Below are 23,895 nucleotides of genomic sequence, written 5' to 3'. Positions count from 1 at the left end.
AGTGACTGGTCGGGCGGGAGGCCGGTCTTCGGACTTGCCGAGTCCTCCGCTCAACTCATGAGTGGAGGCTCGGTTCACCGCAGCGGGCCTGTGCCGGAATCTCACCGGCTTCCCAGATTCTCCCCGTCCGCCGTCCCCACCGTTTCCGATGGCTGGGCCGTTGGGGCACCTCTCGCCTTGCGGGGCTCACGATAGCGTCTGCTCGCGTGATCACTGTGGTGGGTATCGGCGCCGACGGCTGGGACGGTGTGTCGGAGGTCGGCCGGGCCTGGGTCGAGCGAGCCCGCGTGGTGCTCGGTGGGCGCCGGCACCTCGACCTCCTGCCCGACGTGCCGGGGCAGCGCCGCGAGCCCTGGCCCTCTCCGCTGCGTGACCGGTTGCCGGCGCTGCTCGCGTCCCTGGCGGACGAGGCGGCAGGCGGGCATGTCGTCGCCCTGGCGTCCGGCGACCCGCTGGTGTCGGGGATCGCCACGACCTTCATGCACCTGCTCGGGCCTGACGAGGTGACCGTCGTCCCGGGGATCTCCTCAGTCGCCCTCGCACGGGCGGCGATGCGCTGGTCGGCGGAGAGCCATGCGGTCGTGAGCGTGGTGGGTCGCGACGTCGCGCTGGTGCGCCGCGAGCTCGCCCCTGGCCGTCGGATCCTGGTCCTCTCGTCCGATGAACACACGCCGAGGGATGTGGCGGCGCTGCTGGTCGCGGAGGGGTACGGCGACAGTGAGCTCACCGTCCTCGGCGACCTGGGCGGACGCGAGCAGAGCTCTTTCCTGTTCGACAAGGCCGTCATCCTCACCGGCAAGGAGTTCGACCTCCCTCGGCTCAACGTCGTCGCGATTGACTGCGTCGGCCCGAGCCTCGGCGGCTGGGTCGCCGGTCTGCCCGACGACGCCTTCGAGCACGACGGCCAGCTCACCAAGCGCGACCTGCGCGCCAGCGCTCTCGCCCGGCTCTCCCCGACCCCGGGCGAGCACCTGTGGGATGTCGGCGCCGGAGCCGGCTCGGTCGGGATCGAGTGGATGCGCGCCCACCCGTCCTGCACGACGACGGCGGTCGAGGCGGACGCCGACCGTGCTGCGCGGATCAGCCGCAACGCCACGAGTCTCGGTGTGCCGGGGCTTGAGGTCGTGCACGGACGGGCCCCCGGCGCGCTCGCCGGGCTCCGCCCGCCGGACGCCATCTTCGTCGGCGGCGGCGCCACCCGCGACGGGGTGATCGACGCCTGCCTGACGGCGCTGCGACGGGCCGGCCGGCTGGTCGTGCACGGCGTGACGCTCGAGACCGAGATGCTGCTCGGTCGGCTCTACCGGAAGCACGGCGGCGAGCTGACCCGAGTCTCGGTCGAGACCAGTGCACCGGTCGGCGCCTTCACCGGGTGGACCCCGGCCCGTACCGTCACGCAGTGGGCACTGACGCGCTGACGCCGTACCTCTCCTCATGCAGGACGCTCGCCAACGGCGAGCGGTGCCGCCAGCCGTAGCGCTCCAGGTCAGGCACGTCCGGTAGCTCCGAGACGGCGCCGACGCAGAGCCACGCCACCGGCCGTACGTGCTCCGGCATGCCGACGAGGTCGCGCAGGAACTCCTCGCGGTAGAAACTGACCCACCCCACCCCGAGGCCCTCGGCGGTCGCGGCGAGCCAGAGGTTCTGGATGGCGCAGACCACCGAGTAGAGCCCGGCGTCGGCGATGGCATGCCGCCCGAGCACCCTCGGCCCGCCGCGGGTCGGGTCGTAGCCGACCACGATCCCGAGCCGCGACTCGCGGATCCCTTCGACCTTGATCCGCGAGAACGTCTCGGCGCGCTCACCGCTGAGCGTCGCCGCGAACGTGTCCCGCTCGAGCGCGACGTGGTCGGCGAAAGCGCTGAGCGCGTCCGGCGAGCGGACCAGCACGAAGTCCCACGGTTGGCTCATCCCGACACTCGGTGCACAGTGAGCCGCCGACAGCAGCCGCTCCAGCACCTCGGCGGCCAACGGCTCACCTGTGAATTCTCGGCGAGTGTCACGACGACGGTTGATGACGTCGTAGAGCTCCATCAGAGCCCCCGATCGCCGCGTCGCTTCGAGCTCCGGTCGCGGGCCGCGTCGTAGAGATAAGACTCGCCGCCCTCGCGGGCCAGCGCCCAGCCGACCAGGATCACGGCCGCCTGGCGCAGCCCTGCCGCCTCCACCACCTCCGAGATGGTCGCCACCGTGCCACGCAGCACCTGCTCCCCGGGCTGGCTGGCGCGGTAGACGACGGCCACCGGGCAGTCCTCGCCGTACTCCGGTTCGACCTCGGCCATCAGCGCCCGCACTCGCGTGATCGCCAGATGCAGCACGAGCGTCGAGCGGGTCGCAGCGAACGCCGCCAGCGACTCGGACTCCGGCATCGCGGTAGAGCGGGCCTGGGTGCGGGTCAGCACCACCGACTGCGCCACCAGCGGCACCGTCAGCTCGCTCCCGACCAGCGCAGCAGCGGCAGCATAGGCGGGCACCCCGGGCGTCACCGACCAGGCAACCCCGGCAGCATCGAGCCGGCGGGTCTGCTCGTGCAGCGCGGAATAGAGAGACGGGTCGCCGGACGTCAATCGCACCACCGTCTGCCCCGCGCCAGCTGCGCCGACCATCCACGCGACCATCGTGTCGAGGTCGAGGTCATGGGTGTCGACGAGCTCTGCGCTCGGGCCGACGTGGGCGAGCACGTCGGGATCGAGGTAGGTGCCGGGATAGAGCACCAGGTCCGCCTGCGCCAGCAGGTGCGTCGCGCGCACGGTCAGCAGGTCGGCCGCGCCCGGTCCGGCGCCGACGAAGTGGACGGCAGCACTCACCGCACGTACCTCGGCGTCCACACGCCGGCGCGGCTCACCCGCGTGCTCTCGGCACCCACGATCAGCAGGCACTTCATGTCGATCGTCTCCGGGTCCAGGTCGGCCAGCGTCGTGACTGTCAGCGACTCCTCGTCGCGCCCGATGTCGCGCCCGACGATGACGACGGTCTCTGGCTTGCGGTGTTCCAGCAGGACACGGTGGGCGGTGGCTATCTGCTCGGTCCGGGAGCGGGAGGCCGGGTTGTAGATCGCTAGCACGAGGTCGGCGTCGGCGATGGCGCGGAGGCGCCGTTCCACGACCTCCCACGCCTTGAGCCTGTCGGAGAGCGAGACGACGGCGAAGTCTGCCCCGATGGGCGCACCGGCACGGGCGGCCACCGCCTGCACGGCGCTGACCCCTGGCAGCACCCGGATCGGCACGCCCGCGTACGCCGGGTCCTCGGCCGCCTCGAAGACGGCTGCTGCCATCCCGAAGACGCCAGCGTCGCCGCCTGAGACGACCGCGACCCTCTCCCCCGCTTTGGCCAGGTCGAGCGCGACACGAGCCCGGTCGACCTCGACGGTGTTGCCCGACGCGTGGCGGGTCAGTCCGGCACGCGGCGGGACGCGAGCCACGTACGGGGCGTAGCCGACCACGTGGTCGACCTCGCCCAACGCCGCCGAGGCTTCTGGCGTGAGCCAGTGGTCGGGGCCGGGACCGAGGCCGACGACCAGGAGTTCAGCGGTCCGCCCGTCGTGTGTCGCGGCGGATCCACTGGGCTCCGCGTCGCGAGCGCGCAGCCGGTCAGCGGTCGGCCGGTTGGCCGTGTCGCCGGGGACGACGATCAGGGAGAAGTAGGGCACGGAGTCCGGGTCGACCTCGGCGACGGGCAGCCACCGCTCCTCGGACTGCGACGCCCGCTCGACGTACCAAGCGCCCTCGAGCCGCCCGGCCTGCGCCAGCGCTGAGCGCACGGCCGGAAACGTCCGGCCGAGCTTCATGATGACGGCGGCTTCCGTGTCCGCCAGCCGTCTCGCAAGCTCCGGCTCGGGCAGGGTTCCGGGGAGGACGGTCAGGACGTCTGTCTGTCGAACCAGCGGGCCAGAGCTACCAGAGATCGCCGCTGTCGCCGCCGCGAAGGCGGGCACGCCCGGCACCACCTCGGTCGGGTAGATCTCCTTGAACCGGTCGTGGAGGTACATCGACGAGCCGTAGAAGAGGGGATCGCCCTCCGAGAGCAGAACCACGTCGCGACCGGCGTCGAGGTGATCCGAGAGCCGCACCGCGCAGGACTCGTAGAAGTCGGCCATCGCCCCGACATACCCACCGGGGTGGTCCGTGGTGCCGGTGGTGACCGGGTAGCGCAGCTCCTCCTCGATGGCGTCGGCCGGAATGACGCCGTCGGCGATGCGGCGTGCGTGGGACTTCTTCTTCACGCCAGCGTGGTACGCGACGACGTCGGACGCGCCGATGATCCGAGCGGCTCTCAGCGTCATGAGCTCCGGGTCGCCGGGGCCGATGCCGACAACCGTGAAACGGCCGGTCATTCTGCCTCCTGCGCGAGAGCGTTGAGTGCTGACGAGGTCATCGCCGATCCACCGCGACGGCCGCGGACGGTCGCGTAGGGGATGTCGATGCCGTGCTCGGCGTGGAGGTCCACGAGAGCCTGCTTGGACTCGGCAGCACCGATGAAGCCGACCGGGCAGCCCACGATCGCCGCGGGTCGTGGGCCCCCGTCGAGAATCATCTCCAGTAGGTGGAACAGTGCAGTCGGAGCGTTGCCGATGGCGACAACGGCACCGTCTAGTCGCGGCCTCCACAGTGAGACGGCGGCGGCGGTACGGGTGGTACGCCACTCGCGGGCCAGCCCGGGCACCCGCGGGTCGTTGAGCAGGCAGACGACGTCGTTGTCCTTCGGCAGTCGGCTCCGGGTGACGCCGGTCGCGACCATGGTCGCATCGCACAGGATCGGCGCGCCCGACTCCAGCGCGGCCCGGGCAGTCGACACCATCTGCGGATGCACGATCAAGTCATCAGCGAGGTCGACCTGCCCGCTGCCGTGGATCATGCGGACGGCGAGCTTCTCGGCATCGGCCGGCACGGCCCGCAGGTCGGCCTCTCGCCGGATGGTGGCGAAGGAGTCGACATAGATGGCGGGTCCGGAGTCGACGTACTCGTAGTGGCGCGTTGGCCTGCGCAGGTTGGTCATCTGCTCTCCTCGGGAATGAGCACGCCACGCCACGGTGTGACAATCACGTGATCAACTGCTGCGGTCAGGTCTTCGATGACCTGTTGGTCGAGACCGGTCTCGGAAACCTCGACATGACGCCCACCGGGCACTGCCCCGAATGGCAACGGTTCCGCCGGGTCAGGGAGGCCTGGATCGGACGCTCTCTGTACGGCGAGGGCCTCGGCCAGCTCCGACACGTGCCAGGCCGCTCCCGGCCCGCGCCCTCGGCGTACGACGAACTCATGCGCCAGCTCCGCGATCCGCCCTGCCGCCTCCGCGAGCTCCACGGTCGCCCCCCACCCGGTCCCGATCCGTAGCTGAGCCCAGGTCGAGTCCAGCGCGACCAGCCCCAGGTCGCAGCTGCGAGCCAGTAGATCGCCGCGTCCGTCGTCGAGCACGAACAGGAACCGGCCCGACAGGGCCGCGAGATCCGGGTCAGCGCACAACCGGTCGTCCAGCTCACGTGCAACCGCTCGGAGGTCGGCGCGACCCCCGGCCAAACCGGTTTGCGGCGACACCATCACATTGCGGACCAGTTCATGGGTCCTGCTCGGCAGGAGGCCCGTTCGCTCGAGGGCGGCGAGCGCCTCGGATGACAACCGGCCTTCGAAGCCGGGGAAGGCGCGCACCTGAAGATTCGCCCGCGACGTCGTGTGCACGCGTCCGTCGCCGTACTCCTCAGCGACCTCGACGAGCGACCTCAGCGCTCTCGCGGGAACCCTGCCCCCGATCAGCCGAAGCCGTACGAGAAGGCCGTCCGCAGCCCGCCACGGCCGGAGGGCGCCAGGACACCGGTCGGCGCGAGTGCGGGAGGCTGACACTGCCAGGACCTATCTGGTCAGGGACCCTGTCGCGGAGTCCACGTACGACCTGGCGACGGTTGTCACCAGTGCCAGCAGGTCTTCGGACTCGGGATCAACCGGTGCGAGGCACCTTCCCAGAGCATCGCTCCAGTGGCGTGTTGCCTCGCCCGTCACCCTCACCGCTGCGCGTCAGTCCCGGAATCTCACCGGGTTCCCTGACTCCACGAGTGGAGTACGACTGGCGCCCACACACTAGCGCCTCCCACTCACGCGACCGATAGGGCGAACCCGCGGAGACCTCCGCCCCGCTTGCTGCAGGGCTGTCAGTGTGCGGATCGGCCATCGCCGGGACCGCTCTGACCAGGCAATGGAAGAGGTTGGAAGACAACGAGAGCCAACGAGAACTACGACATCTGATCCCGCGCGGGCTAAGTCCGCCGCGCCTCCAACGGCCCGGGACATCGGCGCCATTCCGGTCACGCCTCGGTTCGCTGGCTATGGACCGCGTCGTCACTCGGGCCCCGTCGGGCCGCGCCTCGCTTCGCGACCAACGGGGTTTCTGGGTCACGAAAGGGCGACACAAGCCGTAATGGTTCAAATGACCAGTGGCCCGTGACCTGCGTTTCCGCAGGTCACGGGCCAGTTTTCAGTAGCGGGGGCAGGATTTGAACCTGCGACCTCTGGGCGCCGTCGGAGGCGTCGCAACTACTGTGGTCTCAAGCCGGAAGCTACCGATTCGCTCGGTGTGGTGAGGGATTCGCCCTCGCTTCCTGTCTCAGGATACCCGTCTAACACGGAGTGGTACCGGCCCAATGTGGACCGTTTTCGGACACAGCTCGAATCCCTGCTCCTTGACTCAGCAGCAGTCGCAGCCTGTCTCGCAGCCATCGTGGTCGTGGTCGAAGAAGACCTCGGCCGGGGAGCAGCACAGGTCGCCGCGCCTAGCGTTGATGCCCTCGCGGACCGCAAGAGCGGCGATGAACAGTGCCGCGGTCGAGTCGGCCCACCACCAGCCCAGGACGCTGTTCGCCACGAGCCCCAGCAGCAGTGCGGCAGACATGTACGTGCACAGCAGGGTCTGCTTGGAGTCCGCGACCGCGGAGTGGGAGCCGAGTTCGTTGCCGGTGCGGCGCTGGATCAACGAAGCGACCGGCATGACCAGCAGGCTCAGCGCGGCGATCCCGATGCCGAGCGACGAGTGTTCGGCGGCGTGTCCCGTGATCAGGCTGCTGCCGGCGTCGTAGGTCACGAACGCCGCGAGCCCGAAGAACGAGAACGCGATGACCCGGAGCGCGACCTTCTCGCGGGCCTCGTGGTCGCCGCCTGCGAACTGCCACGCGACGGCGAGCGCCGAGGAGACCTCGATGACCGAGTCGAGGCCGAATCCAAGGAGTGCGGCCGACCCGGCGATCGAGCCGGCGGTCAGGGCGACGACGGCTTCGATGACGTTGTAGGCGATGGTGAAGGCGACCAGGAACCGGACGCGGCTGATCAACAGCGCCTTGTGCTCGGGGCTCGGCGCCGGACCGTGCAGGCCAGCGGGCGCGACCGAAGCCGTCGTGTCGATGGAGTGAACGGGCAGCTCGGTGCTCATCAACAGCACCCTTGCTCATCGGCGTCAGCGCATGCGTCCGGGTCGGTGACGAGGATGACCTGGTGCAGGTCGGCCAGGGCATGCCCGAGACGCGCGTCGGCAAGCTCGTAGCGGGTGCGCCGCCCCTCAGGGACCGCCACGACCAGCCCGCAGCCGCGCAGGCACGCGAGGTGGTTCGACATCGACTGCCGGGTCACCCCCAAGGCGTCCGCCAGGTCGGCCGGGTAGGACGGAGCCTCGCTCAGCGCCATGAGGATCCGGGACCGGGTGGCGTCGGACAGGGCGTGCCCGAACCGGGCGAGCGCGTCGAGTGAAGCGGCGGTGGTGGCACTCATGAAGGCGAGAATACATCAGACGCTGTATTCAGAGTTACGTGAACTCTCGCCGTGGCTTTGTGCGATTCGGCTACAGGTAGCGGCAGACCTGGTCGGGGCTGCAGGTCTCCGGTTCGACCGTGGCTGCCTGGTCGCGGAGCTGAGTGATGGTCTCTCGGAGCGCGACGAGCTGCGCGATCTGCTCGTCGAGGTCTGCCAGTCGAGAGTCGAGCAGGTCCTGCACGTGTCCGCAGGGCGCCTGTCCGTCGTCACGTATGTCGAGGATCTGGCGGACCTGGGCAAGGGTGAGCCCGGCAGCCTGGCCGCGGTGGATGAAGTCGATGCGCCCGACGGCGTCGGGGGTGTAGTCGCGGTAGCCAGCCGGGGTGCGCTCGGCGGCTGGCAGCAGCCCCTGCTCCTCGTAGAACCTCAGCGTCTTGGCAGTGGTTCCCGATGCCTCGGCGAGCTCCCCGATCCGCATCCCGACTCCCTTGTGTCGCAGGTCTCACTTGACCTTCCACCTTACTGGAAGGTCCATTCTGAGCACATCAGGAGCGTTTCCCAACCGTCGGGGAGGAATCGGGATGCAGTCGAAGTTTGATCTGGCAGTGATCGGGTCGGGTGGCGGGGCATTCGCCGCCGCCATCCGGGCCACGACGATCGGCAAGTCCGTTGTGATGATCGAGCGCGGCACGTTCGGCGGCACCTGTGTGAACACGGGCTGCGTGCCGTCCAAGGCGCTGATCGCGGCGGCCGAGGCCCGGCACGTCGCGGCCGACGCTGGCGACCGGTTCCCGGGCATCGCGACCGACGCGGGCGCGGTGGACATGCCCGCCCTGATCGCAGGGAAGGAGGACCTCGTCGAGGCGCTGCGGGGTGAGAAGTACGTCGACGTCGCGGACTCCTACGGGTGGAAGGTCCGACGTGGTGAGGCCATCTTCGCCGGCACTCCGGAGTCCCCCCTCCTGGAGGTCACCGGCACCGACGGAACGGTCGAGGTGATCGAGGCCGCGCACTACCTTGTTGCGACCGGCGCGCGCGCCTGGGCTCCGCCCATCGATGGTCTCGACGACGTCGGGTATCTGACGTCGACGACCGCAATGGAGCTGGCCGAGGTCCCCGAGTCACTGCTGGTGCTCGGTGGCGGCTACGTGGCGCTGGAGCAGGCGCAGCTCTTCGCCCGTCTCGGAGCGAAGGTCACCCTGCTGGTGCGCTCGCGGCTGGCGTCGAAGGAGGAGCCGGAGGTCTCCCAGGCGCTGCAGGAGGTGTTCGCCGATGAGGGCATCCGGGTGGTTCGCCGCGCCACGCCTGTCCACGTGGCTCGCGACGCGGGGACCGGGCAGGTCGTCGTCCGCGCCGAGATCTCCGGGGGCGAGCAGGAGTTCCGCGCGGACGAGATCCTGGTCGCTCTGGGCCGCCGCCCGGTCACCGACCGGCTCAACCTCGACGCGGTGGAGGTCAAGACCGGCGAGTCCGGGGAGATCGTGGTCACCGACCAGATGCAGTCTTCCAACCCGCGGATCTGGGCCGCCGGTGACGTCACCGGGCACCCGGAGTTCGTCTATGTCGCCGCTCACCACGGCACGATGGTCGCCGAGAACGCCTTCGCCGCCGCGGACCGGTCGGTCGACTACACCAGGCTCCCCCGGGTGACCTTCACCAGCCCCGCGATCGGTGCGGTCGGGCTGACCGAGGAGGACGTCGTCGCCGCAGGGATCCGCTGCGACTGCCGGGTTCTGCCGCTGACCTATGTGACCCGCGCGTTGGTCAACCGCGACACCCGCGGCTTCATCAAGATGGTCGCCAATGCCGACACCGGCGAGATCCTCGGCCTGACCGCGGTCGCGAAGGACGCCGGCGAGCTCGCAGCCGCCGGTGTGCACATCCTCGGCAAGACCATCGCCGAGGTCGCCGACGCCTGGGCGCCCTACCTGACCATGGCCGAAGGCATCCGGATCGTCGCCAAGTCCTTCACCGCCGACGTCTCGAAACTGTCCTGCTGCGCCTGAAAGGAATCACCGTGCCGAATCTCATCACCGACCTGACCAACCGGCTCGCCGACCCCGGGGAGTCGGGCCTGGACGCCGGCCTGCTGGTCCCGCTGCTGCGACTGCTCGTCGATGGCGACCCCGTCAGCATCGAGGAGCTCGCCGCTGCTGCGGGCCGCACGGTCGACGACGTACGTCGTGGTCTGGCCGCTGTGCCGGACACCGAGTACGACGCCCAGGGTCGGATCCTCGGCCAGGGTCTGACCCTGCGCCCGACCAATCACCGGTTCACCGTGGCCGGCGAGGAGCTCTACACCTGGTGCGCTCTGGACACCCTGATCTTCCCCGCGCTGGTGGAGCGGGCGGCACACGTCGAGTCGGTTTCACCGGCCAGCGGCGCAACGATCCGCGTCACCATCGACCCTGCGACCGGCGTCACCAGCGTCGAACCAGCCACCGCAGTGGTGTCCCTGGTGAATCCCGAGCGGATGACGTCGATCCGCCCTTCCTTCTGCAACCAGGTGCACTTCTTCACCTCGCCCGAGGACGCCGCCGGCTGGCTCGTCGGGAACCCCGGGGCCGAGGTCGTCCCGGTCGCCGAGGCCCACCGGATCGGCGCCGACCTCACCGCCGCCCTCCTCGCGGGCACCCAGCCGACCACCGACGACACCTCGACCGACCGCACCCACTGCTGCTGACCCAGCCTCAACGACAGGACCGAAGGACACCGATGACCTCCAACCATGACGGCCAACCCGGCGGCGTCGGCCTGCTGCTGACCGCAGCAGGTGCCGCCGTGCTCATGGTCGCCTGCTGCGCCCTCCTCCCGCTTCTGGTCACCGGCGGCGCCATTGCTGGGATCGGCGCGTTCCTGCGCAATCCCTGGGTCATCGGGGCCGGGATCGGCGTCGTGGTCCTCGCCGTCGTCGGGAGCGCGAGGCGGCACCGTCGCACGGACAGCCCTGACTGCTGTCCGCCCACCCCGCCCACTCGTACCGACCAGACCACTGACACGAGGGACGAACAGACCCGATGACGCGCACCCGAACCGGACTGAAGGCCGTCTCGATCGCCGCGGCCCTCGCCGCCGGATCGCTGGCGCTGACCGGATGCGGGACCACTGCCCCCGCGAGCCCAGTGGCCGACGGTGGTCCGGTGACGGTGACCAGCATCGACGGCCACCAGATCAGCCTGCCCGCAACCGGGGAACCCACAGCCGTGTTCTTCTTCTCGGTCGGTTGCGGCGAATGCGTCAACGGCGTCCGGTCCCTCGGCAGGGCGGCGACCGCCGCCGAGGAAGCGGGCGACAACGCAAGCTTCCTCGCCATCGACATGGACCCCGGCGAGTCCAAGGAGACCATCGGAGGCTTTATGGACTCCGTCGACGCGGAGCACGTCCCGGCGGCCATCGACACCGGCGCGGCCCTGTCTCTGCGCTTCCAGGTCGCCGCGCTCTCCACCCTGATCGTGGTCGACGCCGAGGGCAAGGTGACCTTCCGGGCCACCGACCCCAGCGCCGAGACCATCACCGCTGAACTGGTGAAGGCGGGAGCCTGAGCCATGGGCGGGTTGCTCACGCTCGCCTTCGCCGCCGGCATGGTCGCCCCGGTCAACCCGTGCGGCTTCGCGCTACTGCCGGCCTGGATCAGCCACACCATCGGCGACGGCGACACCTCCCCGGCACCCGTGCGGCTGCTCCATGCGCTGCGGGCCGGCGCCGCGCTGACCCTCGGGTTCGCCGGCACGCTGGCCGCCGCCGGGCTGGTGGTCAGCGCCGGCGCCCGCGGCCTGATCGAGGCCGCACCGGCGCTCGGCCTCGCCGTCGGCGTACTGCTGGTGCTGCTCGGTGGGGCGATGCTGGCCGGTCGCTCGTTCTCCCTTCGGCTGCCCCGGATCCCCGGCCGGGCAACCGCGGGGCTTGCCCCGACCGCTCAGATGGTGGTCTTCGGCGTCGGCTACGCGATCGCCTCGCTCGCGTGCACCTTCGGGGTGCTGCTCGCGGTCATCGCGCAGGCCCAGGCCACCGCCAGCTACGCCGGCCTGCTCGTGGTGTTCGGGGTCTACGCGGCCGGGTCGGCCACCGTCCTGCTGCTGCTGGCCCTGGCCACCGCAGCCGCGGGCACCGCGCTCACCCACCGGGTGGCCACGCTGGCTCGCTACGGCCCCAAGGTCACCGCGGTGGTCCTCGTGCTCACCGGCGCTTACCTCGCCTGGTACTGGTATCCGGCCGCCACCGGTGACGCGACGTCGGCGGGTCGAGCCGGCGCACTCGCCGGACTGTCCGCGACCATCTCGCAGTGGATCCAGGGTCGGACGACCCTCATCAGTGTCCTCGCCGTGACGGCGGTGCTGGGAGCAGCCACACTTGCCCTCGTCGAACGTCGACGCCGAGGACGCATGGCTCCGGTGCCCGGCGCCTGCTGCCCGCCGGACACCGCCCCGGGACCCGGCGGCGGGACGCTGGGACGGGATGTCGGCAAGTCCGTGTGAGCGGGTTGCCCAACTGGGTCGGGTGGCCTGAGCGGTCGCGGGCGCGAGGTTCAGGGCAGGCGACGGTCCAGGCCGCGCAGCAGCCGGCCGAGGACAGGCAGGTTGTGCACCTCGTGCTGGATGACCCAGGACCGGGTCGCGGCGAAGGCTCCGCGATACCGCGCGGGGAGCCCGCCCCGTCGGGCAGCGGCCTGCTCGGCGGCGCGGCGGTGCACCCAATGGGCGCAGTCCGCGCACAGGCCCACCTCCGGGTGCGACCCGAGGTGGACCAACTCCGGTTCGGCGAACGAGCCGCCGCAACACCAGCACTGCGGCAGGCTGTTGTCTGATTCGGCGGTCTCGGCCTGCGCGCTCACGGTTCGATCATGGTCGTGGCGGCAGGCCGTGTCGAGCGCTCGGACGTCCACCCGCCGTTCCGGCGAGCTGGTCTGCCACGATCGGCGGTGAACCGTGCCAACTGTCGCGGAGCTCAGAGGTCTCCGAGGTTGAGTCGGCGGGCCTCGGTGGCGGCGCGTTCGGAGGCGCGGGCTCGGGTGTAGCGGACGAGCATGTCGCTGCGGGTCCAGCCGGCGATGGCCATCAGGCCGGATTCGGAGCCGCCGGCCGCGAGCCATCGGTGGGCGGCGGTGTGCCGGAGCCGGTGGGGCCGGAAGCCCTGCACTCCGGCGCGCTTGGCGCGGCGGCGCAGGGCACGGCTGAGTCCTTCGCGGCCGAACCGCTGGCCGCGATTGCCGAGCCACAGGTCGGGGCTCGCAGCCAGCGGGTGTTGCTCACGCTGGTCGAGATACACCAGCAGCGCCTCGGTGGTCACAGGGCCGACAGGAATCACTCGGCCGCGCCCACCCTTGCCACGACGGATCGTGATCAGCCGCGCGATGAGGTCTACGTCGTCGAGCTGGAGGTCGACGAGCTCCCCGGACCGGATCGCGGTCTCGAACATGAGCCGGATGATCGCTTCGTCGCGTCGGTCGTTGAGGGTGGCTTCCAGCCGCGCGTGGTCGTCGGAGACAGCGCAGGTGGCGAGGAGCGCGCGGAGCTCGGCGTCGGTGAGCGGCTCGACCAGCGGCGGTTCGTAGCGGGGTGCCTTGACTCCGGGGAACGGGTCGGCGGCGATCTCACCGCCGGCGGTCAGCCAGGCCGCAAAGCGGCGCACGGCGAGCTGGCGGATGCGGGCGGTGCCCGGCGAGGATCCGCCGTCGAGCAGGCCGGCGATCCAGGAGTTGAGCGCGGCGCGGCTCATCGGCAGGTGGTCGCCGTCGGCGCACCAGGTCAGGTAACGAGTGGCTCCGTCGGCGTAGATGAAGATCGTGCCCGGGCTCTTGTTCTCGGCCCGCAGGGCGATCCGCCAGTCGGTGATCCGATCGAGGGCGTGGCTGGCGGGCATGGCTGTCAGGTGGGTCATGTCGGACCCGCATAGCCAACCGCTGTCCCGGGCCGTCGCGGGGGCGGTCGCGGTGTAGGTCACCCGGGGGCGCACTGCGACCGCCGGCCAGCGGGTTGTCCGGGAAACCCGTCACTAAGTGGACACTCGATCAAGTCTCTAAATGCTTTCAGGCTCGGAATCCGTAGATTCCGAGCCTGAACTTTGTAGCGGGGGCAGGATTTGAACCTGCGACCTCTGGGTTATGAGCCCAGCGAGCTACCGAGCTGCTCCACCCCGCGTCGGTGAGACCAACCTTACGGGATGGCCCGAGGGCCGACAAATCGGGGTCCCCTCCCCCGGTGTCCTTCGGCCCTGCCGGCGCCGTGGGCCGGCGTACGAGCGTTTCCTCGTGACCAGCCAGCTCCGCCCCGAGATGCCCGTGGACGCCGCGGACGGCCACGTCGGGAGGCTCGCGGACGTGGTGGTCGACCCGGTGGCCCGCACCGTGACCCACCTGGTCGTACGACGGGCCCACGCGCTCCATCCCCGCTCGCACCTGGTGCCGGTGGCGGTGGCCACGGTCGAGGGCGAGGCCGAGCGCCTGCGACTCACCTGGACGCGGCAGCAGCTCGAGGACAGCGAGCCGATCGACGAGACCGACTTCGTCGAGCTCGGTGGCTGGCCGCGCCGCACCGAGGAGTGGGACGTGGGCGTCGTGCGGGTGCTGTCCTGGCCACACTTCCCCGCCACCGGTCGTCTCGTCGAGACCGCCGGCCCCGAGGACACCGACACCCTGGTCGAGTTCGACCACCTCCCCCGCGGCACCGTGGAGCTCCGCCGGGAGAGCGAGGTCTTCTCCAGCGACCACACGGTGCTCGGCCACGTCCAGGGCCTGCTCGTCGACGATCGCCACGCGATCACCCACCTGGTGGTCCGGCGGCACACCCACGGCCTCGGCCACCACGAGCTGCGCGTGCCGGTCCAGCACGTCCGGCGGATCGCCACCGACGCGGTCTACCTCGACCTGGGCCACGACGCGGCGACCGCGCTGGGCCCCGGGCAGGACCGGCCGGGCTAGTTCTTCTGCTGGTTGGCCAGCGCGACCGCCTGGGCGATCAGGTTGCGGGCCTGCTCGACCTTCTTGGCATAGGTCACCGGGTCGTGCCGGCTCAGCGCCGCGTCGGCCTGGCGGAACGCCCGGTCGGCGCGGTCCAGCAGCCCCCGGATCCGCTGCTCGGCCGTTCCGGTCGGGGCCGAGCCGCCCTGCTTGCCACCGTTGCCGGTCTTGCCGCCGCCCTGGCTGCCGGTGTTGCCGCCGCCCTGGGTGGTCCCGGTCGAGCCACCGGTGACGCCGAGGGCGTCCGCCAGCGACTCCCCGAGGGTCCGGCCGATACCCGTCTCCCCGCCGTACGACGTCAGCACGTACTGCAGGATCGGGTAGCTCGAGCTCGACCCCGCCCGCACGGCGTACACCGGCTCGACGTAGATCAGCCCGTCCTTGATCGGCAGCGTCAGCAGGTTGCCGGGGATCGTCTCCCCGCCGGACCGGTTGAACTGCGCGAGCTCGTTGGCCACCTCGCTGTTGGAGGTGAACTGGTTGGCGATCAGGCCGGGGCCGGGGGTCTGCTGGTCCGGCATCTGCAGCACCCGGAAGTGGCCGTAGTCCTGGGGATCGGTGGCGTCGGAGTCCACCGACACGAACGCCGCGAGGTTGTTCTTCTGGTACGGGGTGAACACCGACGTCAGCGAGAACACGCTCTGCGGGGCGCCGTTCTTGCCGGTGGGCTGGTCGACGAACATCCGGTACGGCGGCTGCAGGTGCCCGCGCACGTTCGGGTCCTCGGGCACCTCCCAGCGGTTGTTGCCCTGGTAGAAGTCCTTGGCGTCGGTGACGTGGTAGCGCGCGAACTGGTAGCGCTGCACCTTGAACAGGTCCTCGGGGTAGCGCAGGTGGTCCATCAGCGCCGGCGGGATCGCCGCCTTGGGCTCCACGGTGCCCGGGAACGCCGACTCCCAGGCCCGCAGGATCGGGTCGGTCTGGTCCCACGCGTAGAGGTGGACGGTGCCGTCGTAGGCGTCGACGGTCGCCTTCACCGCGTTGCGCATGTAGTTGATCTCGTCGGTGGGGATCGTCCGCAGCCCGGTGTTGTTCTGCAGCGAGTCGTCGGTCATCGTCGAGAACGACTCGCTCTCCGAGGAGGGGTAGCGGTCGGTGGTGGTGTAGCCGTCGAGGATCCACTGGATCCGGCCGTCGACCACCGCCGGGTAGGGGTCGGAGTCGACGGTCAGCCACGGCGCGACCCGCTCGACCCGGTCCCGCGGGTTGCGGTCGTAGAGCACCTTGCTGTCGGAGTTGACCCGCTCGGAGAGCAGGAAGTTCGGGTCGCCGAACTTGATCGCGTACATGAGCTTGTTGACGAAGCCCCCGACCGAGACGCCGCCCTTGCCGGTGTAGGTGGTGGTGTCGTCCTGGGCGGAGCCCGAGGCGGTGTTGCCCAGGTCGAGCTCGACGTCGGGCTGGCCCGGTTGCTTGCCCACGATCGAGTAGTCGGGGCTCTGCTCGCCGAAGTAGACCCGGCTCTCGTACTGGCCCAGGTCGTGCTGCGCCTGCCCCTCCGCCCACTGGATGTCGGTGGACTCCGAGGAGTTCGAGGCCGGCCGCTGGTTGGCGAAGGCGGCGATGATGCCGTTGCCGTGGGTGTAGACGGTGTGCAGGTTGGACCAGTTCCGGTCCCCCGCGTTGATGCCGTTCTGGTCGAGCTCGCGCACGCCCAGCACCAGCGCCCGGTCCACGCCCTGGATCCGGTAGCGGTCCACGTCGAGCACGTCCGCGACCGAGTAGTAGGCCCGGATCTGCTGGTTCTGCTCGAAGGTGTCGCGCACCAGGTGCGGGTCGACCAGCGGCACGGTCGAGGTCTGCGACTCCAGGTCCGCGAGCCTCGCGCTGGCCGCCGAGGCGCGGCTGGAGTACACCTGCGGCTTGACGTCCTGGATGCCGTAGGCCTCGCGGGTGGCCCGGATGTTGGTGTCGATGTACGGCGCCTCCTTGTCGGCCTCGGAGGGCTTGACCTGGAACTGCTGCACGATGCCGGGCCAGATCAGCCCGAGCAGCACCGCCGAGAGCGCCAGCAGCGCGAGGCCCACCGACGGCAGCACCCAGGTGCGTCGCCAGACGTTGAGGAAGAACAGCACCGCGCAGATCAGCGCGATGAACATCAAGATGTTCTTCGCCGGCCACACCGCCTGGTCGTCGGTGTAGGTCATGCCGGTGATCAGCCCGCCGCCCCCGGTCACCAGGTCGAACCGGTCCAGGTAGTAGTCGGCGGCCTTGGCCAGCACGAACACCCCGAGCAGCAGCGAGAGCTGGCCCTGCGCGGCGCCGGAGAGCCGGTCGTGGGCGGTCTGCAGCCGGACCCCGCCGTACAGGTAGTGCACGACGGCGGCCGTGAGCAGCGCGACCACGGTCGCGGCCATCACGAAGTTCACCAGGTAGTGCAGCCACGGCAGGTCGAAGACGTAGAAGCCGATGTCCTTGTGGAAGAAGTGGTCGTTGCTGCCGAACGGCACTCCGTGGCGCCACAGCAGGTAGTGCCGCCACTGGCCCAGCGCGGAGGAGCCCGCGAACAGCCCGACGACCACCGAGACGCCGACCAGCAGCCAGGTCCGGATCGGGGTGACCACCTCGCGGTAGCGGTCCAGGCCGGTCTGCTCCGGGGAGCTGGGCCGGAACAGCGGCCGCATCCGGTAGGCCAGCGCCATGTTGGCGCCGACCACGACCGCCATCAGCACGCCGAAGAACAAGAAGAGCCCGGTCTTGGTCCAGAACAGCTTCGTGAAGACGCCGCCGAACCCGACCGAGCGGTACCACAACCGGTCGGTGTACCAGCCGGCGAACGTGGTCAGGACGAAGAACGCGAGCACCACCGCGACCGCGGTGATGACCAGGGCCCGGGACCGGCCCGGCCGCGAGCGCGTCGGCGGCGGGGTGTCGCGCGGGTCCTCGTCGAACAGCTCGCTCATCCCTGCGCCTCCGGCTCGTCGGCCAGCGTCGCCCGCAGCAGCTCCAGCAGCCCCGGCACCAGATCGGCGCCGCCGACCACCGACGCGGCGTCGTCGTGGGCGCGCAGCCGCAGCGCGCAGTACGACGAGCCGCCGCGCGTGGCCCCGGCCACGATGCGCACCTCCTGGCGGTCCGGGTGCTCCCGGGCGAACTCCGCGGCCGCGGCCGCGTCCTCGGGGATCTCGGCGTCCGCGCCCGGAGGCAGCACCAGCCGCTCCACGACCGCCGCGCACCCGGCGACGTCGGGCGGCCAGATGATCGAGGCCAGCACCGTCTCCAGCGGCCGGTCCGGCGCCAGCTGGTCCTGCTCGACCGGGGTCAGCGACCCGGCGGCGTCGGCGGAGTCCAGGCCCATCGCCGCGGCCAGCCCCGGCTCGTGCTCGACCAGCGCCGCAGTGTCGACCAGCGCGTAGAGCCGGGCCGGCTGGTCCCAGCCGCCCTCGGCGATGTGGGACTCGATCTCCAGCACCGCCGAGGCCAGCGCCGGGTCGGCGTCCAGGTCGGCGGTCAGCTCGGGGCTGAGCTCAGGCTCGAGGCTGGGCGCGGGGCTGAGCTCGGGGTCGGGCCCCGGCTCCAGGTCGGGGCCGAGGTCGTCGTCGGGACCGGTCACGAGTCCTCCTTGCAGGACGGCAGGGGTGCATCGGGGTCGGCGTCCCACGCCTTGAGGGCCTGCAGCGCGTCGGGCATGGTCTCCGCCTTCACCAGCCGCATGTCGCCGTTCTGCGCGCCGAGCGCGTCCTTGCAGTTGTCGGGGGGCACGAGGAACAGCTGCGCGCCGTCGCGGCGCGCCGCCGCGATCTTCTGCTGGATGCCGCCGATCGGCCCGACCTTGCCGGACTCGTCGATGGTGCCGGTGCCGGCCACCGACCGGCCGTCGGTGAGCGAGCCGGGCGTGAGCGTGTCGTAGATGCCCAGCGAGAACATCAGCCCGGCGCTGGGGCCGCCGATCGCCTGGTCGAGGTTGACCCTCACCTTGAACGGGAACCGGTAGCCGAGCCCCAGCTGGATCCCGATCACCGGCGTGCCGTCCTTCACCCGCGGGGTCACCGTCACCGGGGTCGGCTTCCGGTCCCGGCGTACGACGAAGTGCACGGGCTGCCCGGCCTGCGCCGACTGCACGGCCTTGACCACCTGGTCGCTGGAGGTGACCGGCTTGCCGTCGATCTTCAAGAAGATGTCGCGGACCTGCAGCCGGCCGTCGGCCGGGGTGCCGGGCAGCACGCTGAGCACCTCCACGGCCGGCTTGACCTGGTAGCCCAGCTGGTCGAGCGCCACCGCGGCCGCGGTGTCCTGGGAGGAGACCATCTCCACCGCGCCCTGCTGCCGGCTCTGCGCGTTGGTCTCGTTCTCCCGGTAGATCGCCTTGTAGGGGTAGACGGCGGCGTCCTTGCTGATCCAGTCCTTCATCAGCTCGGCCAGCGTCACCCGCGCCGGGCGGGGCTGGGAGACGTAGACGGTGGTCATCCGCAGCTCGCCCTGATCGGGGTAGGTGCGGTGCCCGGCCACCTCGATGATCGGCTCGCCGTCGTGGGAGCCGAGCACGTTGACGGTCAGCCCGGGCTCGTAGGTGACGTAGGGCAGCGGCTCGGACGCGGCGACCACCCACAGCGCGATTAGCAGCGGCGCCGCGATGATCCCGGCCAGAGTGCGCTGCGTCATGGCGCCAAGCCTCTCAAACGCCGGCAACTGGGTCCGCGCCCGGTCGCACCCGCGCTGCTCCGGACCTCAGGAGACGCGGCGCGAGGGCCGCACCGCGATGCCGGTGCTGCGGTCCCGGGCCGGGGTCCGGGCGGAGTACGCCGCGGGCTGCTTCGGCTCGCGCTGCATCGCCTCGGCCAGGCGGCGGACGGCGACCTCCCGGTCGATCTCGCCCCGGCCGGCGCGGCCCAGCCAGCTCACCCAAACCATCGCCACCACGGTGACGACGACCGGGGGCACCAGCCACAGCAGGATCTCCACTGGCCCAGCCTAGGCGGCCGCGAGCCCCGGAGCCGGCAGAAACGCGGGCCCGGCCGGACTTACGGGGTGCCGACCCACTCCTCGCCGCCGTCGCCGAAGCGCTGGTGCTTCCAGATCGGCACCTCCGCCTTGAGCGTGTCGATCAGCGCCCGGGAGGCGTCGAACGCCTCGCCCCGGTGGGCGGCGGTGGTGGCGATCACGACCGCGGCGTCGCCGATCGCCAGGGTGCCGGTGCGGTGCACCGCAGCGACCCCGTGCACGTCGTACTCCTCGGCGACCCGCTCGCAGACCTCGCGCAGCCGGGCCTCGGCGGTGGGGTGGGCGGTGTAGTCCAGCCCGTCCACGTCCCGGCCGCCGTCGTGGTCGCGCACCCGGCCGATGAACAGCGTCAGTCCGCCGCTGGCGTCGTCGTCGAGCGCCGCGATCACCTCGCCGACGTCGAGCGGGGTCTCGCGGAGCTCGGCAAGGCGTACGACGGGCCGCGCGGCGGCGGCCCCGGTGGCGTCGGTCACGTCCCGACCCTAGCGGCCACGGCCGTCGGCCACAGGGGTCGGTCTGCTTCCGCGGCCGCGTACGGTTGTCCCATGAGCACCAACCCCGGCGACACCCCCGACGAGCCGGACGAGCACGGCCAGAACCCGTTCAAGGGCACGCCCTTCGAGCAGCTCTTCGGCGGCCAGACGTTCGGCGCCGGCGGCCAGATGCCCGACCTGTCGGCGCTGTTCGGCCAGATCCAGTCGATGCTGCAGCCCTCCGACGACGGGCCGATCAACTGGGACGTCGCGCTGGACACCGCCCGCAAGCTGGTCGCCCAGCAGCCCGACCCGTCGCCCTCGCAGCGGCAGAAGGACGCGGTGGCCGACGCGGTGCGGCTCGCGGACCACTGGCTCGACGACACCGCGACGTTCGCCTCCGGCGTCACCTCGACCGCGGCCTGGAGCCGCGCCGAGTGGATCGTCGGCACCACCGACGTGTGGAAGGTCCTGGTCGAGCCGATCGCCGAGGGCTCGGTGCAGGCGCTGTCCAGCGCGCTGCCCGAGGAGGCGCGCGCGATGTCCGGGCCGGTGCTGGGGATCCTGGGCCGGGCGGTCGGCGCGATGCTCGCCGGGCAGATCGGCTCCGGCCTCGGCGGCCTGGCCGGCGAGGTGCTGAGCGTCTCCGACACCGGGCTCCCCCTGGCCCCGGCCGGCAAGGCCGCGCTGCTGCCGACCAACGTCGAGAAGTTCGCCGAGGGGCTCGACGTCTCCGGCGACGACGTGCTGCTCTACCTGGCGCTGCGCGAGGCCGCCCACCAGCGGCTGTTCGCCCACGTGCCGTGGCTGCGCGAGCACCTCATCGGCGCGGTCGCCGACTACGCCCGCGGCATCGAGATCAACGTCGAGGGCATCCAGGGCCGCGTCGAGGAGCAGATGCGCGGCCTGGACCCGATGAACCCCGAGTCGATGCAGCAGATCCTCGACGGCGGGCTCTTCGACCTGCCCCAGTCCCCGGCCCAGAAGGCCGCCCTCGAGCGCCTCGAGATCACCCTGGCGCTGGTCGAGGGCTGGGTCGACGAGGTGGTCCACGAGGCCACCGCCGAGCGGATGCCGTCGGCCGGCAAGCTGCAGGAGGCGTTCCGCCGCCGGCGCGCCGCGGGCGGTCCCGCCGAGCAGACCTTCGCCTCGCTGGTCGGGCTCGAGCTGCGCCCCCGTCGGCTCCGCGACGCCTCGACGCTGTGGGGCTCGCTGCGCACCCGTCAGGGGATCGAGGCCCGCGACGGGGTCTGGATGCACCCCGACCTGCTCCCCACCGCCGCCGACCTCGACGACCCGCTGGGCTTCCGCGAGGGCGCCACCGCGCCGGAGGAGCTCAGCGAGGACGACTTCGACGCCGCGCTGCGCCAGCTGCTCGAGGGCGAGGGCGGGGACACGCCGGACGGCCCCGGCTCGCCGGACTCCCCCGGCGCGTGAGCCTGCACGCCGACGCCCTGGCCACGCTCGAGGCCTGGGCGGCGCCCTCGCCCGCCCAGGACCGGCTGCGCCGGCGGTACGCCGAGCACCTGCGCGCACACCCGGACGCGATGACCCGGGCGTGCTTCCCCGACCACCTGACCGCCGGCGTGCTGGTGCTGCACCCGGACCGCGACCGGGTCCTGTTGAACCTGCACCGCAAGGCCCGCCGATGGTTCGCCTTCGGCGGGCACTGCGAACCGGCCGACCGCACCCTGGCCGGCGTGGCGCTCCGTGAGGGGACCGAGGAGTCCGGCCTGGCCGACCTGGCCCTGGACCCCGTCCCCGCCCAGCTCGACGTACACCCGGTGTCGTTCTGCGACCGCCGCGGCACCGTGCACCACCTCGACGTCCGCTACGTCGCGCTGGCACCCGCCGGCGCCGATCACGCGACCAGCGCGGAGTCCCTCGACGTCCGCTGGTGGCCGCTGGACGACCTGCCCGAGCTCGAGCCCGAGATGCACCAGCTCATCGGCCTCGCCCGGGAGCGCTTCCGCTGAATCCTCCGGCCGCCTCGGGCGCGGCCCGAGAGTCGGCTCAGTCGGCGTCGCCGCTGGGCGGCGGCTCGAGGTGCGCGGCGGCCGACCAGCCGAGCAGGTAGCCCTTGGCCCGTTCGGCCTGGGGATAGCGGTCCACCCAGGCCCAGAACCGGTCGTCGTGGCCGGGTTCGAGCAGATGCGCCAGCTCGTGGACGATCACGTAGTCGATCACCCACGCGGGCATCCCGCGCAGCCGCGCCGAGAGCCGGATCGTGCGGTCCCCGGGGGTGCAGGAGCCCCACCGGGACTTCTGATTGTCGACCCAGCGCACCGACTCCGGAGTCGCCAGCCCGCCCAGGTACTTGTCGCTGAGCGCCCGCGCCCGCTGGCGCAGATCGGCGTCCGAGGGGCGGCTGCGCTGCTCGGAGCGCTCCAGCCGGGTGAGCATCGTCTGCACCCACTCGGCCTCCTCGGCGCGGCTCAGCGACGCCGGGATCATCACCACGATGCGGTCGCCGTCGCGGTAGGCGGAGACGGTACGACGCCGCCGCTTGCTGCGGCGTACCTCCACCTCCGGGCGTCCCATGGACCGAAACCTAGCCGTTCGCCCAGCCCAGGAGCCGCTCGCGCGACCAGGTGTTGACGACCCGGTCCGGGTCGATGCCGGCGGCCTCGGCGCGTTCACAGCCGTAGGCCAGGAAGTCCAGCTGGCCCGGCGCGTGGGCGTCGCTGTCGATCGAGAACAGGCAGCCGACGTCCCGGGCGAGCTCCAGCAGCCGGGTCGGCGGGTCGCGTCGTTCGGGCCGGGAGTTGATCTCCACCGCCACGTCGTGCTCGACGCAGGCCTCGAACACCGCCCGGGCGTCGAACTCCGAGCCCGGCCGGGTGCCGCGCCCGCCGGTGACCAGGCGGCCGGTGCAGTGGCCGAGCACGTTCGTGCGGGGGTGCCCGACCGCCGCCACCATCCGCCGGGTCATCGCGTCCTTGGCCATCGCCAGCTTGGAGTGCACGCTGGCGACCCGGACGTCGAGCCGGGCGAGCATCTCCTCGCTCTGGTCGAGGCCGCCGTCGTCGAGGATGTCGACCTCGATGCCCTTGAGCAGCGCGAACCCCGAGCCGCCGAGGTGGTCGTTGACCGCGTCGACGACGTCGAGCTGCCGCGCGAGCCGCTCGGCGCTCAGGCCGTGGGCGACCTTCAGCCGGGGCGAGTGGTCGGTCAGCACGAGGTACTCGTGGCCGAGCTCGATCGCGGTGAACGCCATCTCCTCGATCGGCGAGCCGCCGTCGGACCAGTCCGAGTGGGAGTGCAGGTCGCCGCGCAGCGCCGCGCGCAGCTCGCGGCCGCCCGTCGCCAGCGGGCCGGCCTCCCGCTCCAGCCGGGCCAGCCGGTCGGGGGTCTCGCCGCGCACCGCGGCCTCGATCACCTTCGCGGTGCTGGCCCCGATGCCGGGGATCCCGGTCAGCGTGCCGTCCTCGACCGCGGCCGCCACCGCCTCGGCACCCAGCGGCAGGATCGCGGCGGCGGCGCCGCGGTAGGCCTTGACCTTGTACGTGTCCTCCCGGGCGCGCTCGAGCAGGAACGCGATCCGGCGCAGCGCCGCGACCGGCCCCCCGTCGTACGCCGGGGACCCGTCGGTCTCCCGGCCGCCGTCCCCGCCGTCCCCACGCTGCGACACGCCGGTGACCTCCGAACTGTTCTTCGTCCACAACCAGTGGATCAGCATCACCGCTGGTCAGCGCACTGTACGCCGGACTCCCGGGCGTGTCGCGCACAGGGTTGTCCCGGGATCGGGGCCCGCTGTCCACCGGTCAGCGCGTGTCGCACACAGCGTTCTCCACAG

Annotated in this window: 26 protein-coding genes, 1 tRNA gene and 2 riboswitches; of the genes, 9 read left to right on the top strand and 18 right to left on the bottom strand. The window is 71.5% G+C overall.

All coding sequences use genetic code 11. The annotated features are described in order from the left end of the window. Window positions 1-3 precede the first annotated feature (3 nt). Window positions 4-150: riboswitch (cobalamin riboswitch) on the bottom strand. 56 nt (window positions 151-206) lie between these two features. Beyond that, on the top strand, window positions 207-1,418 hold the full coding sequence (gene cbiE / locus BJZ21_RS05745; protein ID WP_179662865.1) for a precorrin-6y C5,15-methyltransferase (decarboxylating) subunit CbiE: 1,212 nt from the start codon (window positions 207-209) through the stop codon (window positions 1,416-1,418). On the opposite strand, the gene bluB is transcribed toward cbiE, so the two are convergent. From bluB to BJZ21_RS05705, 8 genes are all read right to left on the bottom strand, one after another. Beyond that, on the bottom strand, window positions 1,393-2,034 hold the full coding sequence (gene bluB / locus BJZ21_RS05740; RefSeq protein WP_179662864.1) for a 5,6-dimethylbenzimidazole synthase: 642 nt from the start codon (window positions 2,032-2,034) through the stop codon (window positions 1,393-1,395). The genes cbiE and bluB overlap by 26 nt on opposite strands. After that, window positions 2,034-2,807 (bottom strand): precorrin-4 C(11)-methyltransferase, encoded by a 774-nt coding sequence (gene cobM, locus BJZ21_RS05735; RefSeq protein WP_179662863.1) that lies wholly within the window; start codon window positions 2,805-2,807, stop codon window positions 2,034-2,036. The genes bluB and cobM overlap by 1 nt, the downstream gene beginning before the upstream one ends. Then, the gene (gene cobJ / locus BJZ21_RS05730; RefSeq protein WP_179662862.1) at window positions 2,804-4,333 is read right to left on the bottom strand and encodes a precorrin-3B C(17)-methyltransferase; all 1,530 of its coding nucleotides are present in this window, start codon (window positions 4,331-4,333) and stop codon (window positions 2,804-2,806) included. The genes cobM and cobJ overlap by 4 nt, the downstream gene beginning before the upstream one ends. Continuing rightward, window positions 4,330-4,995, bottom strand: coding sequence for a precorrin-8X methylmutase (locus BJZ21_RS05725; RefSeq protein ID WP_179662861.1), 666 nt, complete (start codon window positions 4,993-4,995; stop codon window positions 4,330-4,332). The genes cobJ and BJZ21_RS05725 overlap by 4 nt, the downstream gene beginning before the upstream one ends. Next, complete coding sequence (locus BJZ21_RS05720) at window positions 4,992-5,837, bottom strand: nitrite reductase (RefSeq protein ID WP_343051974.1); 846 nt, start codon at window positions 5,835-5,837, stop codon at window positions 4,992-4,994. The genes BJZ21_RS05725 and BJZ21_RS05720 overlap by 4 nt, the downstream gene beginning before the upstream one ends. A 56-nt stretch (window positions 5,838-5,893) precedes the next feature. Further along, a riboswitch (cobalamin riboswitch) is annotated at window positions 5,894-6,077 on the bottom strand. A 598-nt stretch (window positions 6,078-6,675) separates the two neighbouring features. Next, window positions 6,676-7,413 (bottom strand): cation diffusion facilitator family transporter, encoded by a 738-nt coding sequence (locus BJZ21_RS05715; RefSeq protein ID WP_139624261.1) that lies wholly within the window; start codon window positions 7,411-7,413, stop codon window positions 6,676-6,678. Further along, window positions 7,413-7,748: an ArsR/SmtB family transcription factor gene (locus BJZ21_RS05710; protein ID WP_139624260.1), complete on the bottom strand. Its 336-nt coding sequence runs from the start codon at window positions 7,746-7,748 to the stop codon at window positions 7,413-7,415. The genes BJZ21_RS05715 and BJZ21_RS05710 overlap by 1 nt, the downstream gene beginning before the upstream one ends. 70 nt (window positions 7,749-7,818) lie before the next feature. Continuing rightward, a complete protein-coding gene (locus BJZ21_RS05705) occupies window positions 7,819-8,208 on the bottom strand; it encodes a heavy metal-responsive transcriptional regulator (protein WP_139624259.1) in 390 nt (129 codons plus the stop codon). Window positions 8,209-8,311: 103 nt separating this feature from the next. Between BJZ21_RS05705 and merA the strand changes: the two genes are divergently transcribed. The 5 genes from merA to BJZ21_RS05680 are packed head-to-tail and all read left to right on the top strand — an operon-like array spanning window position 8,312 to window position 12,205. Beyond that, window positions 8,312-9,736 carry a mercury(II) reductase gene (gene merA, locus BJZ21_RS05700; protein ID WP_139624258.1) on the top strand — a complete coding sequence of 475 codons (1,425 nt, stop codon included), beginning with the start codon at window positions 8,312-8,314 and terminating at the stop codon, window positions 9,734-9,736. Window positions 9,737-9,747: 11 nt separating this feature from the next. Further along, the gene (gene merB / locus BJZ21_RS05695) at window positions 9,748-10,413 is read left to right on the top strand and encodes an organomercurial lyase MerB (protein ID WP_139624257.1); all 666 of its coding nucleotides are present in this window, start codon (window positions 9,748-9,750) and stop codon (window positions 10,411-10,413) included. A 32-nt stretch (window positions 10,414-10,445) separates the two neighbouring features. Beyond that, window positions 10,446-10,751 carry a MerC domain-containing protein gene (locus BJZ21_RS05690; RefSeq protein ID WP_139624256.1) on the top strand — a complete coding sequence of 102 codons (306 nt, stop codon included), beginning with the start codon at window positions 10,446-10,448 and terminating at the stop codon, window positions 10,749-10,751. After that, a complete protein-coding gene (locus BJZ21_RS05685) occupies window positions 10,748-11,272 on the top strand; it encodes a TlpA family protein disulfide reductase (RefSeq protein WP_179662860.1) in 525 nt (174 codons plus the stop codon). The genes BJZ21_RS05690 and BJZ21_RS05685 overlap by 4 nt, the downstream gene beginning before the upstream one ends. A 3-nt stretch (window positions 11,273-11,275) precedes the next feature. Beyond that, entirely contained in the window at window positions 11,276-12,205 is a 930-nt protein-coding gene (locus BJZ21_RS05680) for a cytochrome c biogenesis CcdA family protein (protein WP_139624254.1), read from the top strand. A gap of 50 nt (window positions 12,206-12,255) precedes the next feature. On the opposite strand, the gene BJZ21_RS05675 is transcribed toward BJZ21_RS05680, so the two are convergent. The 3 genes from BJZ21_RS05675 to BJZ21_RS05665 all read right to left on the bottom strand — a co-directional run bounded on the left by BJZ21_RS05675 (window position 12,256) and on the right by BJZ21_RS05665 (window position 13,867). Next, window positions 12,256-12,561: a hypothetical protein gene (locus BJZ21_RS05675; RefSeq protein WP_139624253.1), complete on the bottom strand. Its 306-nt coding sequence runs from the start codon at window positions 12,559-12,561 to the stop codon at window positions 12,256-12,258. Window positions 12,562-12,674: 113 nt separating this feature from the next. Further along, window positions 12,675-13,607 carry a tyrosine-type recombinase/integrase gene (locus tag BJZ21_RS05670; protein WP_240044588.1) on the bottom strand — a complete coding sequence of 311 codons (933 nt, stop codon included), beginning with the start codon at window positions 13,605-13,607 and terminating at the stop codon, window positions 12,675-12,677. 186 nt (window positions 13,608-13,793) lie between these two features. Continuing rightward, window positions 13,794-13,867: transfer RNA gene (locus tag BJZ21_RS05665), tRNA-Met, on the bottom strand. Between the two features lie 110 nt (window positions 13,868-13,977). Here BJZ21_RS05665 and BJZ21_RS05660 point away from each other — a divergent pair. Next, window positions 13,978-14,646 carry a hypothetical protein gene (locus tag BJZ21_RS05660; protein ID WP_179662859.1) on the top strand — a complete coding sequence of 223 codons (669 nt, stop codon included), beginning with the start codon at window positions 13,978-13,980 and terminating at the stop codon, window positions 14,644-14,646. Here the strand turns inward: BJZ21_RS05660 and BJZ21_RS05655 are convergent. The 5 genes from BJZ21_RS05655 to BJZ21_RS05635 all read right to left on the bottom strand — a co-directional run bounded on the left by BJZ21_RS05655 (window position 14,643) and on the right by BJZ21_RS05635 (window position 20,099). Beyond that, entirely contained in the window at window positions 14,643-17,588 is a 2,946-nt protein-coding gene (locus tag BJZ21_RS05655; protein ID WP_179662858.1) for a UPF0182 family membrane protein, read from the bottom strand. The genes BJZ21_RS05660 and BJZ21_RS05655 overlap by 4 nt on opposite strands. Further along, the gene (locus BJZ21_RS05650; protein WP_343051973.1) at window positions 17,585-18,238 is read right to left on the bottom strand and encodes a PPA1309 family protein; all 654 of its coding nucleotides are present in this window, start codon (window positions 18,236-18,238) and stop codon (window positions 17,585-17,587) included. Before BJZ21_RS05650 ends, BJZ21_RS05655 begins: the two co-directional genes overlap by 4 nt. Further along, complete coding sequence (locus tag BJZ21_RS05645) at window positions 18,235-19,287, bottom strand: YlbL family protein (protein WP_179662857.1); 1,053 nt, start codon at window positions 19,285-19,287, stop codon at window positions 18,235-18,237. Before BJZ21_RS05645 ends, BJZ21_RS05650 begins: the two co-directional genes overlap by 4 nt. A 66-nt stretch (window positions 19,288-19,353) precedes the next feature. After that, window positions 19,354-19,587 (bottom strand): hypothetical protein, encoded by a 234-nt coding sequence (locus tag BJZ21_RS05640; protein ID WP_179662856.1) that lies wholly within the window; start codon window positions 19,585-19,587, stop codon window positions 19,354-19,356. Window positions 19,588-19,646: 59 nt separating this feature from the next. Further along, window positions 19,647-20,099 carry a molybdenum cofactor biosynthesis protein MoaE gene (locus BJZ21_RS05635; RefSeq protein ID WP_179662855.1) on the bottom strand — a complete coding sequence of 151 codons (453 nt, stop codon included), beginning with the start codon at window positions 20,097-20,099 and terminating at the stop codon, window positions 19,647-19,649. 72 nt (window positions 20,100-20,171) lie between these two features. Between BJZ21_RS05635 and BJZ21_RS05630 the strand changes: the two genes are divergently transcribed. Further along, window positions 20,172-21,536: a zinc-dependent metalloprotease gene (locus tag BJZ21_RS05630; protein WP_179662854.1), complete on the top strand. Its 1,365-nt coding sequence runs from the start codon at window positions 20,172-20,174 to the stop codon at window positions 21,534-21,536. After that, window positions 21,533-22,075, top strand: coding sequence for an NUDIX domain-containing protein (locus BJZ21_RS05625; RefSeq protein ID WP_179662853.1), 543 nt, complete (start codon window positions 21,533-21,535; stop codon window positions 22,073-22,075). The genes BJZ21_RS05630 and BJZ21_RS05625 overlap by 4 nt, the downstream gene beginning before the upstream one ends. Window positions 22,076-22,112: 37 nt before the next feature. Here the strand turns inward: BJZ21_RS05625 and BJZ21_RS05620 are convergent, their stop codons facing one another. Continuing rightward, complete coding sequence (locus BJZ21_RS05620; RefSeq protein WP_179662852.1) at window positions 22,113-22,640, bottom strand: M48 metallopeptidase family protein; 528 nt, start codon at window positions 22,638-22,640, stop codon at window positions 22,113-22,115. A gap of 10 nt (window positions 22,641-22,650) precedes the next feature. After that, window positions 22,651-23,730, bottom strand: coding sequence for a PHP domain-containing protein (locus BJZ21_RS05615; RefSeq protein WP_343051972.1), 1,080 nt, complete (start codon window positions 23,728-23,730; stop codon window positions 22,651-22,653). Between the last annotated feature and the right edge of the window lie 165 nt (window positions 23,731-23,895).

The organism is Nocardioides panaciterrulae, assembly GCF_013409645.1.
Lineage (GTDB): Bacteria > Actinomycetota > Actinomycetes > Propionibacteriales > Nocardioidaceae > Nocardioides > Nocardioides panaciterrulae.
The sequence above is the reverse complement of the archived record's forward strand: the minus strand, read 5'-3'. Positions and strand labels throughout refer to the sequence as shown.